Below are 13839 nucleotides of genomic sequence, written 5' to 3' on the forward strand. Positions count from 1 at the left end.
TCGAAGCGGGTTACTGCGCGGGCTTGGCCGCCACGTCCAGCACGACCTCGAATTCGAGCAGATCGGCGCCGGTGGCGACGGGCTTACGGCCCTCGCCGCCGCCGGGGGAGCGTTCGCCGGCGTGTGCCTGCCGGGCCGGCCCGTCGCGCCACGCCGCGAACGCCTCCTCCGACTCCCACTGGGTGACCACGAAGTAGCGGTCGTCGCCCTTGACCGGGCGCAGCAGCTGGAATCCGAGGAAGCCCGGCGAGTTCTCCACCGCGTGCGCACGCTGCGCGAACCGCGTCTCGAGCTCGGGGCCGGCGCCCTCGGGAATGTGAATGGCGTTGATCTTGACCACCGACATGTTCTTCACTCCTTGCAGTTCAGAGTTCTCCAGCACCAGCGGGGTACGCCCGTGCGGGACGGTGTGGCGCGTGCGATCCGCTCGCCGCTGGACGGAGCGGTGCGGGTCGGAGCGGGTCCACACTCACACCATATGTCCGACGCTGTTTTGCTATCGCGCACAGTCCGGCGATCGGGCGTAACCTACCCGCTCATGAGAAGAAGAGTGACGGCTATCACGTTCATGGCCACTGGCTGCGCCGTGTCATGCCACTGCGTCGAGCAGGGCGGCGGCGAGCACATCGACGGTGGGAGGTGACCGGCGTGCAACCCACCGGAGACGCGGACCAGCCCGGCCCGTACCTACCCCCGGAACCCGACGCGGCACCGGCGAAAAGGCATATCGTCCTCCGCGTGATCGGGTCGGTACTGATCGGTTTCGGCGTGCTCGGCGCAGTGGTCTCCCTGTTCACTGCGAGCGGCGCCGGCGGCAAGGTCGGAGGCATGCTCATCGGACTCGCCTTCGCGGCGGTCGGTGCCGTCCTGGTGTGGAGATCGGTGAACTGGAAAGCCGGAATCCCCGCGGCCATCGTGGCTCTGCTGGCCGGTGGCGCGCTGTCTCCTGCTCCGCCGGAATCGGAACCGGTGGTCTCGCCGGCATCGTCGAGCATCGCCCAGACCACCACGACCAGCGCCGCGCCCTCGTCCAGCGGAAGCGCGTCGAGCAGCCCCGCGTCGAGCAGCGGGTCCGCCGCGTCCTCGGCGACGACGGCCGCGACCACCACGACGGCCGCGACGACCACGACGACGGCCGCGACCACCACGGCCGCGGTGACGACCACCTCGGTCGCAGTCACCACCACGACGACCATCGCCCCTCCGCCGGCGGTGGCCGAGACCGATACCCGGACGCCGGTTCCCACGCCACGGCAGGTGATTCCGACAACCACCGCGGCGCCACCGGCGGGTGGCGGGGGTAGCGGAACCTACCGGAGTTGTGCCGAGGCTCGTGCGGCCGGAGCCGCCCCGCTGCTGCGCGGACAACCGGGTTACAGTCGCAATCTCGACCGCGATGGTGACGGAGTCGCGTGTGAGTAGTAGTGACCGGGCCGCCACGGGTGTGACCGGCCGGCGGCGGCGGAGGGTACTTTGTAGTGCGTGGATGAGTGTGTGGGACTGCGAGATTGGGGTGGCGACGCGGATGCCGGCCCGATCGTGCTGCTGCACGGACTCATGGGACGCGGCCGCACCTGGCGCCGCCAGATCCCCTGGCTGCGCCGCTACGGCCGGGTCTTCACGTTCGACGCCGAGTTCCACCGAGGCCCCGGATTCGCCGCGCCCGCACCGCACGACCTGTGCACCGAACGGTTCGTCGCCGACGTCGCCGAGATCCTCACCCTGCTCGACCAGGGCCCGGCCACACTGATCGGGCACTCGATGGGCGGCCTGCACGCCTGGTGCACCGCCGCCGATTACCCCGAACTGGTCAGCGCGCTCGTGGTCGAGGACATGTCACCGGAGTTCACCGGGCAGTCCACCGACGCCTGGGCGCCGTGGTTCGCCAGCTGGCCCGATCGTTTCGGTTCGCAGGCCGAATGCGAGCGCCTGTTCGGTCCCGTCGCCGGACGGTACTTCTACGAGGCCTTCGACGACGGCGCGCTGCACGGCGACATCGACACCTTCCGCGCCATCGCCGACCACTGGGGCCCGCGCGATCACTGGACGCAGTGGCGCACCGTCGAGGCCCCCACCCTGCTCATCGAAGCCGAGTTCTCCGTGGTCCCACCCGGGGTGGGGGAGCGGATGGTGCGCCAGTACACCGGCGCTGACCTGCACTATCTCCGGTTCGACGGTGCCGGTCACCTGGTCCACGACGACGCTCCCGACCGCTACCGGGGCGCTGTCGAGGCTTTCCTCTCAAGCCTGTCCGGCCTGGACCGGCCACCGGCCTGACCGCTCGCCCGCGCCACCGTGCGGGCTCAGGCCTCGCCGGCCAGGGCGAAGCGTCCGTCGGCGGTCTGCTCGATCAGCCCGTCCACCAGCAGCGAATCCAGTGCCCGATCCCGCTGGGCCGGATCCCGCTGCCAGGCCAGGTCGAGCTGCGCGCGGGGCACGGCACCGTCGCAACCGCGCAGCACGTCGAGCAGGCGCCCGCGCGCCTGACGATCGGTGCCCTCGTACTTCTGCACCTTCCGCGGTGCGACGGTGTCCGCCGGCGCCCCCGCCACCAGCCACGCGCAGTCCGCGCTGATCGGGCACTGCCCGCACCGCGGCGCGCGTGCGGTGCACACCAGCGCTCCCAGCTCCATCAGTGCCGCCGACAGTCGCGGACGCCGCGCCCTCGGCACCGTCGCCAACGCCGCTGTCGCCGCCGGCAGGTCCCGCTTGGCCGACGGTGGCGCCGCGTCCGATTCGCCGCCGACGGCCCGGGCGAGCACCCGCCGCACGTTGATGTCGACCACCGGCACGTCCTGGCCGAATGCGAAACAGGCCACCGCACGCGCGGTGTAGTCGCCCACCCCGGGCAACGAGAGCAACTCGTCCACGTCGGTGGGCAGGGCACCGTCGAACCGGTCGACGATGGCCTGCGCGCACGCCTGCAAGCGCATCGCCCGCCGCGGATAGCCGAGCTTGCCCCAGGCCCGCACGGCGTCGGCACCGGTCGCCGCGGCGAGGTCCGCGGGGGTCGGCCAGCGCTGTATCCACTGCCGCCACACCGGCTCCACCCGCACCACCGGGGTCTGTTGCAGCATCACCTCGCTGACCAGGATCCCCCACGCGCTGACCTCCGGGCGACGCCACGGAAGGTCCCGCTCAGCGGTGTCGAACCACACCAGTACGGGTGTGAGGTTCATCGCGGTTGGCCCTCCGGGCGCAGGTGTCGAGCGCACAGGTAGCAGTATGGCGGTATGCCTACATCGACTCCGCCCGGCGCCTGGCGCGCGCTCCGTGACGGTAACCGCCGATTCGTGGAGGGCACCCCCGAACACCCGAACCAGGGCGCGATCCGCGTCGCCGAGCTGGCCGGCGGGCAGCAGCCCACCGCCGTGCTGTTCGGCTGCGGCGACTCCCGCGTGGCCGCCGAGGTGATCTTCGACCAGGGCCTCGGCGACATGTTCGTCGTCCGCACCGCAGGTCACATCATCGACGCCGCCGTGCTCGGCTCCATCGAGTACGCCATCGAGGTGCTCAAGGTCCCGCTGATCGCGATCCTCGGCCACGACAGCTGCGGCGCGGTCGCCGCCACCGTCACATCGATCGACACCGGAACCATGCCCCCGGGGTACATCCGTGACATCGTCGAACGACTGACCCCGTCGGTGCTGGCCGGGCGCCGTGAGGGGCTCACCGACGTCAACGACATCACCGCGCAGCACGTGATGGAGACCGGCTGGCTGCTCATGGAGCGCTCGCGGATCATCGCCAAGGGCGTCGAGGAGGGCCGGGTCGCGATCGTCGGCCTGACCTACGAGCTGGCCGAGGGCCGGGTGCGCCTGCGCGGTGCCGTCGGCGACATCGGTGAGAGCCCCACCTCGCCGTTCCAGGCCATTCGGCCGGCCTGATCACCGCCAAATTCAGACACGCCGCCGCAGGTCAGCGGCACAGGGCCGGTGAACCGATACCGTTTACCACGTGCTTGAACCCCACGGACCCCTGCCGCCCGAGATCTACTGGCGCCGCCGCGTGTTGGCCGCCGTCTTGGCGCTGCTCGCCGTCCTTGTGGTGGTACTGCTGATCGTCTTCGTCGGTGGTGGCAGCGACAATTCGCAGAACACCGCGGCCACGGCGTCGTCGTCGGCCGAGACCACCGGTGAGCTGCCCCCGTCGCAGCCGCGCAGCGCCGACCCGTCGGCCCCCGGCGGTGCCGCGGGGGGTTCCGCCGCGTCCGGAGCGTCCGGTGCACCGGCCTCGGGAGCCTCGGGCGCATCCGGTGCGCCGGCCTCGCAGTCGGCGAATCCGTCCGGTGGTGGCGTGCCCACCCCCGGGGCCGTGGTCGCGGGCGGACCGTGCCCGGACGCGAACATCTCGGTCGTGGTCGTCGCCGACAAGCCCACCTACGCGGTCGGCGAGCAGCCGACCTTCGAGGCGACGGTGACCAACGCCGGATCGGTGCCCTGCTCCCGGGACATCGGCACCGGCCAGCAGCAGTTGATCGTGCTCACCCTCGACGGCAGCAAGCAGCTGTGGTCGAACTTCGACTGCACCTTCCAGCCCGAGATCAAGAACGAGGTGCTCCAGCCCGGCCAGCAACTGCGCTACAAGCTGCAGTGGGCCGGAACCACCTCGGCCCCCGGCTGCCAGGCACAGCGGGTCCCCGTCGCCCCCGGTGCCTACCAGGTGGTGGCCCAGCTCGGTGCCAAGCGCAGCGCCCCGGTGACCTTCAACATCGTCAAAGCGGCGCCGCCCCCCGGCCCCGGCGGCAACTAGCTGCACGACGTTCGGAGCCTCCTGCGACTGAACGGGGCCCTGGCTCCACGGCGCCGGCGCCGCAGGACCGCTTCGAACGATGCGGCTCAGAACTGCTCGACGGCCGCCTCGGCCAGGTGCGCCAGACCCTCACGGGCCTGCCTGGCGCCGGTCGAACCGATACCGGGCACCGCCTGCAGATCCGCGGGTGTCGCGGCGAGCAGCGTCTGCAACGTACCGAAGGTCCCGACCAGATCCTCCACCTGCTGAGCGCGTAGTCGGGGCACAGATCCGAGGAGCCGGTAGCCGCGCGGAGAGACCGGATCGTCCTGTGCTTCGACGGTGCCCGGGAAACCCAGGGCCGCCGCGATCGTGGGCGCCGCCAGTAGTTCGGTGTCGGTGAGCGCGTCGATCCGCGCGGAGGTATCCGCGACCGCGTCGTCGCCACCGGGCAGGTAGTCACGCAGTACCGGCGCGCGTAGCGACAACGCATCACCGAGCAGGTCCTCCAATTGCAGTGCGATCTGCCGCCCGGACGTGCCCAGTTCCAGTACGTGCTGCTCGATCTCGATCGCCAGCCGCCGCACCAGCTCCAGCCGCTGCACCGCCAGCGTCACCTCACGCACCGTCACCACGTCCTCGATCTCGGCCCGGGAGAGCTGCGCGAGCACCTCGTCGAGCCGGTGCGTGTACCGCTCCAGCGTGGCCACGGCGAGGTTCGCGCGGGAGAGGATGCGCGCAGCGTCGTCGACCAGGTGCCGGGTCGGTCCCACGTAGGCGCGCACGATTGACATCGACGCGCTCACCGAGATCACCGGGTAGCCGGTCTGGATCGCGGTCCGCTCGGCGCAGCGGTGGCGCGTCCCGGACTCCCGCGTGGGGATCGCCGGATCCGGCACCAACTGCACGTTCGCCCGTACGATCCGGGTGCCGTCGGTGGAGAGCACCACCGCACCGTCCATCTTCGCCAGCTCCCGCAGCCGGGTCGGCGCGAACTCCACGTCCAAGTGGAAACCGCCGTCGCAGATCCGTTCCACGGCATCGTCGTAGCCCAGCACGATCAGCGCACCGGTGCGTCCGCGCAGGATCCGCTCGATCCCGTCGCGCAGGCCGGTGCCGGGGGCGACCCGGATCACCGTCTCGCGCAGCCGCGCGTCGTCGGCGAACGCCTCTTGGAGATCCATAGCCGAAAGGTTAACCCCCGCCGAGCTCGACCAGGCGCAGTGCATCGGCGACGGTGGCCGCCTCACCGATGGTCATTCCGGCCACGTTCACCGGCTGACCGTCCGGCGATCCAGGCACGATCGCGTGCGTGAATCCGAGCCGGTGCGCTTCGGCGAGCCGCCGCTGTAGGCCGGCGACCCGCCGCACCTCACCGGCCAGGCCCACCTCGCCGAGCACGACGGTGTGCGGGCGCAGTGCTTTCTCCGCCGCCGCTGAGGCCACCGCCAGTGCCAGCGCGAGATCCGCGGCCGGCTCGGTGATCCGCATTCCGCCGACGGTGGCGGTGTACACGTCCTTCTGGGCCAGACTGCCCACACCGCCGCGGCTGGCCAGCACTGCCAGCACCATCGCCACGCGGGCCGAGTCCAGGCCGGAGACCGCGCGCCGCGGCGCCGGCAACGGCGACGGGGTCACCAGGGCCTGCAACTCACCGAGGAGCGGCCGCTTACCGTCGAGCCCGACGGTGACCGCGGTGCCCGGGGCGCTCGAGTCCCGGTGCTGCAGGAACAGTCCCGACGGGTCGGTGACCTCGGCGATCCCGTTCTCCCGCTGTTCGAAACAGCCCACCTCGTCGGAGGCGCCGAACCGGTTCTTGATGCCCCGCACCATGCGCAGGGTGGAGTGCTTATCGCCCTCGAAACTGAGCACCACGTCCACCAGGTGCTCCAGCGACCGCGGTCCGGCGACGGCACCGTCCTTGGTGACGTGACCGACCAGCACGACCGCCACGCCGGATGCCTTCGCCAGGGAGGTGAGGGTCGCGGTGATCGCGCGGACCTGGGTGACACCGCCGTGCACCCCGTCGACCCCCGACGCGGACAGCGTCTGCACCGAGTCCACCACCATCAGCGTGGGGGAGAGCTGCTCGACGTGGCCGAGGACGGTGCCGAGGTCGGATTCCGCGGCGAGGTACAGCTCGTCGGACAGCGCCCCGGTGCGTTCGGCGCGCAGGCGCACCTGGCCCGCCGATTCCTCACCGGTGACGTACAGCGACCGGCCGCGGCCGGTGGACGACCAGCGGTGCACCACTTCCAGGAGCAGTGTCGACTTACCGACACCGGGCTCGCCCGCGAGCAGGATCACCGAGCCGGGGACGATGCCGCCGCCGAGGACTCGGTCGAGTTCCCCGATGCCGACCGGTAGTGCCCGGGTGGAATTCGGGTCGATCCGGGTGATCGGTACGGCCGGAGATCTCGGCAGCGTCAGCCCGACGTTCGCGCCCGGTGCGGAACCGCCGCCAGGGGGCGCCGCCTCCTCCATCGTGGACCAGGCGCCGCAGGACGGGCAGCGGCCGACCCACTTGGGCACGCAGTGTCCGCACTCGGTGCAGGTGTACTGCACCTTCTGTTTGGCTGCCTTGGCGGCCATGAAGTGGTGGGACGGCCCTAGTGGCTCAGTGGCCCGCGCCGGCTTCCGCGCCGCCGGTGACGGTGATGCCCGCCGCGGACGCGGGAGCTGCGCCGGCGTCCATCGGGACGTCGACCATCAGCGAACCGGCGCGCTCGAGGTGGAACCACACCTTCTTGGTGAGGCCGGGACGCCAGTCCGGGCTGACCGGGATCGTGACACCCAGGCGGGTGACGCCCGAGGCGTCGCTGCTACCGACCGGAGCGGCGCCGTACAGCGAGCCGTTCGCGGGCAGCGTCGTGTTACCGCTGACGGTGGCGGACTTGTTGTCCTCCAGCGAGATCCCGACCAGCTTGTCGGCGGTCTTGGGGTTGATGTTGGTCAGCACGAAGGCGAGCTTCCCCTGGCTGCCGGTGACCGGGAACAGCACGTGCGCATCGCTGATCGCGATCTGCTGATCGACGAAGGTCCGGTTGGCGCCGTTGATGGCGGCCACCTGGTTGGCGGTCTGCGAGATCTGGCCGGCGCTGCACGCAGACACCGACAGCAGAGCGCCGGCGGCGAGCAGAGCACCCGCGACGGTGGTCACGGTGCGGCGGGTCGAGACGGTGCGTGCGGACACGGTTCCTCCAGTTTCCTCCCCGTGCGCGGCGACACCCGCGTGCGGATGGTGCTGAGTATGTCACCACGCAGCGTAGTAGAAGCGGCATCGGCTCGTACCGCCGGGCGGCGTGAACCGGCCCCGGATGCACCGACGATCAGCCGGGACGCCGTTTGTCAACCCCCACATGAGTCCTGACCTGCGACGTTGCCGAGCAGCCCGATTGAGCCCCGTGTTACCCTGGTCATATCGAAAGGGGCATGGATCAGATGATTTTCAAGGTCGGAGACACCGTTGTCTACCCCCATCACGGTGCCGCACTGATCGAAGCGATCGAGATCAAGAACATCGGTGGACGTGAGCGCGAGTATCTGGTGCTCAAGGTTGCACAGGGTGATCTGACGGTCAAGGTTCCCGCGGAGAACGCCGAGGTCGTCGGCGTGCGCGATGTGGTCGGCCAGGAGGGTCTGGACAAGGTCTTCCAGGTTCTCCGCGCCCCGCACACCGAGGAGCCCACGAACTGGTCTCGCCGGTACAAGGCGAATCTCGAGAAGCTCGCATCGGGCGATGTGAACAAGGTGGCCGAGGTGGTCCGAGACCTGTGGCGTCGTGAGCAGGATCGCGGCCTGTCGGCCGGCGAGAAGCGGATGCTCACCAAGGCCCGTCAGATCCTGGTCGGTGAGCTCGCGCTCGCCGAGTCGACGGACGACAAGAAGGCCGAGTCCCTGCTCGACGAGGTGCTGGCGGCGGCGTCCTGACGGTCGCCGCTCTGGTCCCCGCCGCCGGGCGGGGAACTCGCCTCGGGCTGGACATGCCCAAGGCCTTCGTGCCGTTGCAGGGCCGCCCACTGCTGGACTGGGCGGTCCGGGGGCTGCTCGAATCCGGCGCGGTGGATCACGTCGTGGTGATGGTCCCCGCCGAGATGCTCGACGATGCCCGTGCCCTGGTGCCGCAGGCGCAGGTCGTGGTCGGTGGTGCGGAACGCACCGACTCGGTGCGCGCGGGACTGCGGGCACTGGCCGGGCACGACCACGTGCTGGTGCACGACGCCGCCCGCCCACTGACCCCCGCCGCGATGATCGTGCGAGTGGTGCAGCGGCTGCACGCCGGAGCCGATGCGGTGATCCCGGTGCTCCCGATCACCGACACCGTCAAACGGGTCGACCCGTCCGGTGCCGTGGAGGCCACCGTCGACCGGTCCGATCTGCGGGCCGTTCAGACCCCGCAGGGCTTCACCGCCGGCGCGCTGCGGGTGGCTTACGACGCCGCCCCCGGTGCGCTGGCCACCGATGACGCCGGGCTGATCGAACGCGCCGGTGGGCGCGTGCTGACCGTCGCCGGGGATCCGCTGGCCATGAAGATCACCACCGCCTTCGACCTGCGTCTCGCGCGGGCATTGATCGAGGAGTGCCGATGATCGTCCCCCGGGTAGGAATCGGGACCGACGTCCATCCGATCGAACCGGGCCGCGAGTGCTGGATGCTCGGACTCCGGTTCGACGGTGACGGTTGCTCCGGCCACTCCGACGGCGACGTCGCGGTGCACGCGCTGTGCGATGCGCTGCTCTCGGCCGGCGGTCTGGGTGATCTGGGCACCGTGTTCGGAGTGGGGCGCACGGACAACGCCGGCATCACCGGCGCGCAGATGCTCACCGAGGTCCGCTCACTGCTGGACGGTGCCGGTTTCGCCGTGGGCAACGCCGCGGTCCAGTTGATCGGCAATCGGCCCAAGATCGGTCCGCGCCGGGATGAGGCGCAGCGGGTGCTCAGTGAGCTGCTCGGCGCCCCGGTCTCGGTCTCCGCGACCACGACCGACGGTCTGGGGCTCACCGGCCGCGGTGAGGGCGTCGCCGCGATGGCGACGGCGCTGGTCTACGTCGCATAGCGCGCACGGTGTCGAAGGTGAGCAACGCCAGGGCCAGCCAGACGATGCCGAAGCCGATCCACCGCTCGGCCGAGACCTGTTCGCCCAACACCACCACCGCGCACAGTAGTTGCAGGATCGGCGTGGCGAACTGGATCAACCCGACGGTGACCAGCGGGATCCGCCGGGCGGCAGCAGCGAACAGCAGCAGTGGCACCGCAGTGGCGATACCGGCGAAGGCGAGCAGGGCGGCGTGCCCCGCGCCGTTCCGGCCGAAGTCCAGACCGCCGCCGTGGAACGCGATCAGTGCCAGCACCAACGCGGCGATCGGGGACAGGATCGCCGTCTCCAGGGTGAGCCCGTGCAACGCGCCCAGGTGAGCGCCCACCTTCTTCTTCACCAGCCCGTACAGTGCGAACGAGCAGGCCAGCGCGAGACCGACCACCGGGAACCGTCCGGCCGCGACCGCCAGGTAGATGAAGGCGAGCACGCCCACGCCCACCGCCAGCCACTGCAGCGGCCGCAGCCGTTCCCGCAGCACCAGTACCCCCAGCGCTACTGTGACCAGTGGATTGAGGAAGTACCCGAGCGCTGCGTCGGCGGTGTTCCCCGCGGCGACCGCAGCGACGTAGACGATCCAGTTGGTCGCGATCAGCAGGGCAGCGACCGCGACCCCGGCCAGGAGGCGCCGCTGGCGCAGAACCGGACGGATCCAGGACAGATCGCGCAGGATCAGCAGGATCGCGCCGCACAGCACCAGTGTCCACAGGATGCGGTTGGCCAGGATCTCCCACGGACCGGTGGGGAGCAGCGCGGTGAAGTACAGCGGGAACAGTCCCCACAGGGCGTACGCGGCCAGGCCCATGACGGTGCCGCGACGGACCTCGGCCGGGTTGCTGGCGTGCACCGAATGATCCTACCTTTCGGGGTGGCATCGCCGAACCGCCGGACGCTGAGCGAGTGCGAACGAACGACACTCCGCCGACCCGTAGAATCAACCGTCGTGACGCTGCGCCTGTACGACTCCCAGACCCGCGAGGTTCGTGACTTCGTTCCCCTCACCGAGGGCAAGGTCGGCATCTACCTCTGCGGCGCCACGGTCCAGGGCGTCCCGCACATCGGTCACATCCGCAGCGGCGTCGCCTTCGACGTGCTCCGCCGGTGGCTGATCGCCAAGGGGCTCGACGTCTCCTTCGTGCGCAACGTGACCGACATCGACGACAAGATCTTGCGCAAGGCCGCCGAGGCCGGTCGCCCCTGGTGGGAGTGGGCGGCCACGCACGAACGCGAGTTCACGCGCGCCTACGACGCGCTCGGTGTGCTGCCGCCGTCCGCCGAGCCGCGCGCCACCGGGTTCATCACCCAGATGATCACCTACGTGGAGCGGATGATCGAACGCGGCCACGCCTACCCGGCCGGCGGCGACGTCTACTTCTCCGTCCGTTCGCTGCCCGACTACGGCGCGCTGAGCCGGCAGAAGGTCGACGACGTGCAGCAGGGCGAGTCCGCCGCCACCGGCAAGCGTGATCCGCTGGACTTCACCCTGTGGAAGGCCGCCAAGCCGGGGGAGCCGAGCTGGCCCTCGCCGTGGGGGCCAGGACGTCCGGGGTGGCACCTGGAGTGCTCGGCGATGGCCACCGACCTGCTCGGCGGCCGGTTCGACATCCACTGCGGCGGCATGGACCTGGTCTTCCCGCACCACGAGAACGAGATCGCCCAGGCGCACGGCGCCGGCGACGGCTTCGCCGGCTACTGGCTGCACAACGGCTGGGTCACGATGGCCGGCGAGAAGATGAGCAAGTCGCTGGGCAACGTCGTCTCCATCCCGGTGCTGCTGGAACAGGTGCGTGCGGTGGAGCTGCGCTATTACCTCGGCTCCGCGCACTACCGCTCGATGCAGGAGTACTCGCCGGGAGCGCTCGCCGAGGCCGCCACCGCCTACCGCCGGATCGAGGCCTTCGTGGCCCGCACCGTCGAACGGACCGGGCAGGTCGAGCTCGGCGAGTGGAGCGAGGGCTTCGCGGCTGCCCTCGACGACGATCTGGGCGTACCGTCGGCCATGGCGGAGGTGCACCAGAGCGTGCGCGCCGGCAATGCCGCGCTGGAATCGGGTGATCTCGACGGTGCGCGGCGGCTCGCCGGGTCGGTGCGGGCGATGACCTCGATCCTCGGCGTCGACCCGCTGGATCCGCACTGGAGCGGTTCCGGCGGCGATGACACCGCGGCGATGGACGCGCTCGGCGTCCTGGTCGAGGCGGAACTGCAGCGTCGGGCGAGCGCACGGGAGCGCAAGGACTGGGCCGAGGCGGACGCGGTCCGTGACCGGCTGCACGCGGCGGGCATCGAGGTCGCGGACGGCGCGGGCGGTTCCGCGTGGACGCTGAAGAACCCCTGAACAGCGGCCCGAAGAACAGACACGAGAACGATCAGAAGAACGGATAGAGGCGGACACTGATGGCAGGCAATTCCCAGCGCCGCGGAGCTGTCCGCAAGGCGGGCACCAAGAAGGGGCAGGTCACCGGCTCGGGCGGGGTGCGCCGCCGCGGGCTCGAGGGCCGCGGGGCCACCCCGGCCGCGAAGGACCGGCCCTACCATCCCGCGCACAAGAAGGCGCGGGCCGCGGCCAAGGCGAGCGCCGCTCCGCAGCGCCGACCGCAGAAGGTCGCCGGACGGCCGGCGGAGGACGGTCCCGAGTACGTGCTCGGCCGCAATCCCGTCGTCGAGTGCCTGCGTGCGGGGGTCCCGGCGACCGCCCTGTACGTGGCGATCGGCTCGCAGAACGACGAGCGGCTCACCGAGTCCGTGCAGATCGCCGCGGACCAGGGGATCGCGATCCTGGAAGTGCAGCGCGGCGAACTGGACCGGATGAGCGAGAACGGTCTGCACCAGGGCATCGCCCTGCAGGTGCCGCCGTACACCTACGCGCACCCCGACGACCTGCTCACCCGTGCCAAGGACAGCGGCCAGGCGCCGCTGATCGTGGCGCTCGACAACATCACCGACCCGCGGAACCTGGGTGCGGTGATCCGTTCGACCGCCGCGTTCGGTGGGCACGGCGTGCTGATCCCGGGGCGACGGTCCGCCGCGGTCACCGCCGTCACCTGGCGCACCTCCGCCGGGGCCGCCGCTCGCCTGCCGGTCGCGCAGGCCCCGAACCTGAACCGGGCACTCGCCGACTACGCCGCGGCGGGCCTGCAGGTCGTGGGCCTGGACGCCGGCGGTGACGTCACGCTCGACGACTACCGCGCCGACACCGGCGTGGTGGTGGTGGTCGGCAGTGAGGGCAAGGGACTGTCTCGGCTGGTGCGGGAGAACTGCGACTCCATCCTGTCCATCCCGATCGCCTCGGCGGTGGAATCGCTCAACGCCTCGGTGGCCGCGGGCGTGGTGCTGGCCGAGTTCGCCCGGCAACGCAGGCAGTGAGCCGAGGAGGCCGCCGCCCGGATTAGTTCGCGCACGTAATCGGCTATGACGCTATAGTGAATCCGTGACGTCGCTCGAAGAACGGCAGCAGATGCGTCGTCGAGTGATGCTCGACGCCGGAATCGGGCTGCTCGGCGCCCCCGAGCCGGGCGCTCTCGGGGTCCGGTCGGTGTGCCGGCCCACCGGGATCACCGAGCGCTACTTCTACGAGGAGTTCGGCACCCGCGACGATTTCGTGCGCGCCGTCTACGACGATGTCAGCGACCGCGCCCGCGACGCCCTGGTGGACGCGGTCCGCAGATCGTCGACCCACGAGCAGGCGGCAGTGGTGGCGGTGACCGCGTTCGTCGAATTGGTGATCGATCACCCGGAAGCCGGCCGGGTGCTGCTGATGGCCCCCTATCGGGAACCGGCACTGGCCGAACGCGGGCTGAGCGCCATGCCCGGCTTCTTCGCGGTGGTCGCCGGAGCCATGCCCGACGGTGTCGGGGAGCAGACCCGCAAGCTGGTCGCGATCGGCCTGGTGGGTGCGCTGACCTCCCTGTTCACCGAGTTCCTGGGCGGGCGGATGGAGGTCTCCCGGGAGGATCTGATCGCGCACTGCGTGCGGCTGGTGGAGACCGCCCCGAGTCGCTTCGTGGAGTGATCCG

At 70.8% G+C, this 13839-nt stretch carries 17 protein-coding genes; 10 read left to right on the forward strand and 7 right to left on the reverse strand.

From position 1 onward, the window contains the following. Window positions 1-10 precede the first annotated feature (10 nt). A complete protein-coding gene (locus ACYVHG_RS09120; protein ID WP_461167134.1) occupies window positions 11-346 on the reverse strand; it encodes an antibiotic biosynthesis monooxygenase family protein in 336 nt (111 codons plus the stop codon). A gap of 220 nt (window positions 347-566) precedes the next feature. Beyond that, the gene (locus tag ACYVHG_RS09125; protein ID WP_461167658.1) at window positions 567-1247 is read right to left on the reverse strand and encodes a hypothetical protein; all 681 of its coding nucleotides are present in this window, start codon (window positions 1245-1247) and stop codon (window positions 567-569) included. A gap of 10 nt (window positions 1248-1257) precedes the next feature. On the opposite strand from ACYVHG_RS09125, the gene ACYVHG_RS09130 reads away from it, so the two are divergent. Both ACYVHG_RS09130 and ACYVHG_RS09135 read left to right on the forward strand, forming a co-directional pair. After that, a complete protein-coding gene (locus ACYVHG_RS09130) occupies window positions 1258-1422 on the forward strand; it encodes an excalibur calcium-binding domain-containing protein (RefSeq protein WP_461167634.1) in 165 nt (54 codons plus the stop codon). Between the two features lie 72 nt (window positions 1423-1494). Then, the gene (locus ACYVHG_RS09135; protein ID WP_461167135.1) at window positions 1495-2277 is read left to right on the forward strand and encodes an alpha/beta fold hydrolase; all 783 of its coding nucleotides are present in this window, start codon (window positions 1495-1497) and stop codon (window positions 2275-2277) included. Window positions 2278-2303: 26 nt separating this feature from the next. On the opposite strand, the gene ACYVHG_RS09140 is transcribed toward ACYVHG_RS09135, so the two are convergent. Beyond that, window positions 2304-3179 (reverse strand): HhH-GPD family protein, encoded by an 876-nt coding sequence (locus ACYVHG_RS09140; protein ID WP_461167136.1) that lies wholly within the window; start codon window positions 3177-3179, stop codon window positions 2304-2306. A gap of 54 nt (window positions 3180-3233) precedes the next feature. On the opposite strand from ACYVHG_RS09140, the gene ACYVHG_RS09145 reads away from it, so the two are divergent. Continuing rightward, window positions 3234-3887 carry a carbonic anhydrase gene (locus ACYVHG_RS09145; RefSeq protein ID WP_461167137.1) on the forward strand — a complete coding sequence of 218 codons (654 nt, stop codon included), beginning with the start codon at window positions 3234-3236 and terminating at the stop codon, window positions 3885-3887. A 70-nt stretch (window positions 3888-3957) separates the two neighbouring features. Next, a complete protein-coding gene (locus ACYVHG_RS09150; protein ID WP_461167138.1) occupies window positions 3958-4752 on the forward strand; it encodes a BsuPI-related putative proteinase inhibitor in 795 nt (264 codons plus the stop codon). A gap of 86 nt (window positions 4753-4838) precedes the next feature. Here ACYVHG_RS09150 and disA read toward each other — a convergent pair whose 3' ends face one another. The 3 genes from disA to ACYVHG_RS09165 are packed head-to-tail and all read right to left on the reverse strand — an operon-like array spanning window position 4839 to window position 7924. Further along, on the reverse strand, window positions 4839-5915 hold the full coding sequence (disA, locus tag ACYVHG_RS09155) for a DNA integrity scanning diadenylate cyclase DisA (protein WP_461167139.1): 1077 nt from the start codon (window positions 5913-5915) through the stop codon (window positions 4839-4841). A gap of 10 nt (window positions 5916-5925) precedes the next feature. Continuing rightward, window positions 5926-7323 (reverse strand): DNA repair protein RadA, encoded by a 1398-nt coding sequence (gene radA / locus ACYVHG_RS09160; RefSeq protein WP_461167140.1) that lies wholly within the window; start codon window positions 7321-7323, stop codon window positions 5926-5928. A gap of 25 nt (window positions 7324-7348) precedes the next feature. Next, on the reverse strand, window positions 7349-7924 hold the full coding sequence (locus tag ACYVHG_RS09165) for a hypothetical protein (protein ID WP_461167141.1): 576 nt from the start codon (window positions 7922-7924) through the stop codon (window positions 7349-7351). A gap of 248 nt (window positions 7925-8172) precedes the next feature. Here ACYVHG_RS09165 and ACYVHG_RS09170 point away from each other — a divergent pair, with 248 nt between their 5' ends. Genes ACYVHG_RS09170 through ispF form a run of 3 tightly spaced genes read left to right on the forward strand, consistent with a single transcriptional unit; the run spans window position 8173 to window position 9787 of the window. After that, window positions 8173-8661: a CarD family transcriptional regulator gene (locus tag ACYVHG_RS09170; protein WP_461167635.1), complete on the forward strand. Its 489-nt coding sequence runs from the start codon at window positions 8173-8175 to the stop codon at window positions 8659-8661. Then, window positions 8658-9320, forward strand: coding sequence for a 2-C-methyl-D-erythritol 4-phosphate cytidylyltransferase (gene ispD / locus ACYVHG_RS09175; protein ID WP_461167636.1), 663 nt, complete (start codon window positions 8658-8660; stop codon window positions 9318-9320). Before ACYVHG_RS09170 ends, ispD begins: the two co-directional genes overlap by 4 nt. After that, window positions 9317-9787, forward strand: a complete 471-nt coding sequence (ispF, locus tag ACYVHG_RS09180; RefSeq protein WP_461167142.1) for a 2-C-methyl-D-erythritol 2,4-cyclodiphosphate synthase — start codon at window positions 9317-9319, stop codon at window positions 9785-9787. The genes ispD and ispF overlap by 4 nt, the downstream gene beginning before the upstream one ends. Here the strand turns inward: ispF and rarD are convergent. Then, window positions 9729-10631, reverse strand: coding sequence for an EamA family transporter RarD (rarD, locus tag ACYVHG_RS09185; RefSeq protein ID WP_461167637.1), 903 nt, complete (start codon window positions 10629-10631; stop codon window positions 9729-9731). The genes ispF and rarD overlap by 59 nt on opposite strands. 138 nt (window positions 10632-10769) lie before the next feature. On the opposite strand from rarD, the gene cysS reads away from it, so the two are divergent. The 3 genes from cysS (at window position 10770) to ACYVHG_RS09200 (ending at window position 13835) form a co-directional block, all read left to right on the forward strand. Next, on the forward strand, window positions 10770-12161 hold the full coding sequence (gene cysS / locus ACYVHG_RS09190; RefSeq protein ID WP_461167143.1) for a cysteine--tRNA ligase: 1392 nt from the start codon (window positions 10770-10772) through the stop codon (window positions 12159-12161). 59 nt (window positions 12162-12220) lie between these two features. Next, window positions 12221-13189 (forward strand): 23S rRNA (guanosine(2251)-2'-O)-methyltransferase RlmB, encoded by a 969-nt coding sequence (rlmB, locus tag ACYVHG_RS09195; RefSeq protein WP_461167144.1) that lies wholly within the window; start codon window positions 12221-12223, stop codon window positions 13187-13189. 64 nt (window positions 13190-13253) lie between these two features. Beyond that, on the forward strand, window positions 13254-13835 hold the full coding sequence (locus ACYVHG_RS09200) for a TetR/AcrR family transcriptional regulator (RefSeq protein WP_461167145.1): 582 nt from the start codon (window positions 13254-13256) through the stop codon (window positions 13833-13835). The last annotated feature ends 4 nt before the right edge of the window (window positions 13836-13839 follow it).

The sequence above is a fragment of the Tsukamurella serpentis genome, from assembly GCF_054780975.1.

What these genes read in the sequence shown, in the direction of transcription:
- ACYVHG_RS09120 (WP_461167134.1), bottom strand. Translation starts at nt 346, where the DNA reads ATGTCGGTGGTCAAGATCAACGCCATTCACATTCCCGAGGGCGCCGGC.
- ACYVHG_RS09140 (WP_461167136.1), bottom strand. Translation starts at nt 3,179, where the DNA reads ATGAACCTCACACCCGTACTGGTGTGGTTCGACACCGCTGAGCGGGAC.
- ACYVHG_RS09145 (WP_461167137.1), top strand. Translation starts at nt 3,234, where the DNA reads ATGCCTACATCGACTCCGCCCGGCGCCTGGCGCGCGCTCCGTGACGGT.
- disA (WP_461167139.1), bottom strand. Translation starts at nt 5,915, where the DNA reads ATGGATCTCCAAGAGGCGTTCGCCGACGACGCGCGGCTGCGCGAGACG.
- radA (WP_461167140.1), bottom strand. Translation starts at nt 7,323, where the DNA reads ATGGCCGCCAAGGCAGCCAAACAGAAGGTGCAGTACACCTGCACCGAG.
- ACYVHG_RS09170 (WP_461167635.1), top strand. Translation starts at nt 8,173, where the DNA reads ATGATTTTCAAGGTCGGAGACACCGTTGTCTACCCCCATCACGGTGCC.
- ispF (WP_461167142.1), top strand. Translation starts at nt 9,317, where the DNA reads ATGATCGTCCCCCGGGTAGGAATCGGGACCGACGTCCATCCGATCGAA.
- rarD (WP_461167637.1), bottom strand. Translation starts at nt 10,631, where the DNA reads ATGGGCCTGGCCGCGTACGCCCTGTGGGGACTGTTCCCGCTGTACTTC.
- rlmB (WP_461167144.1), top strand. Translation starts at nt 12,221, where the DNA reads ATGGCAGGCAATTCCCAGCGCCGCGGAGCTGTCCGCAAGGCGGGCACC.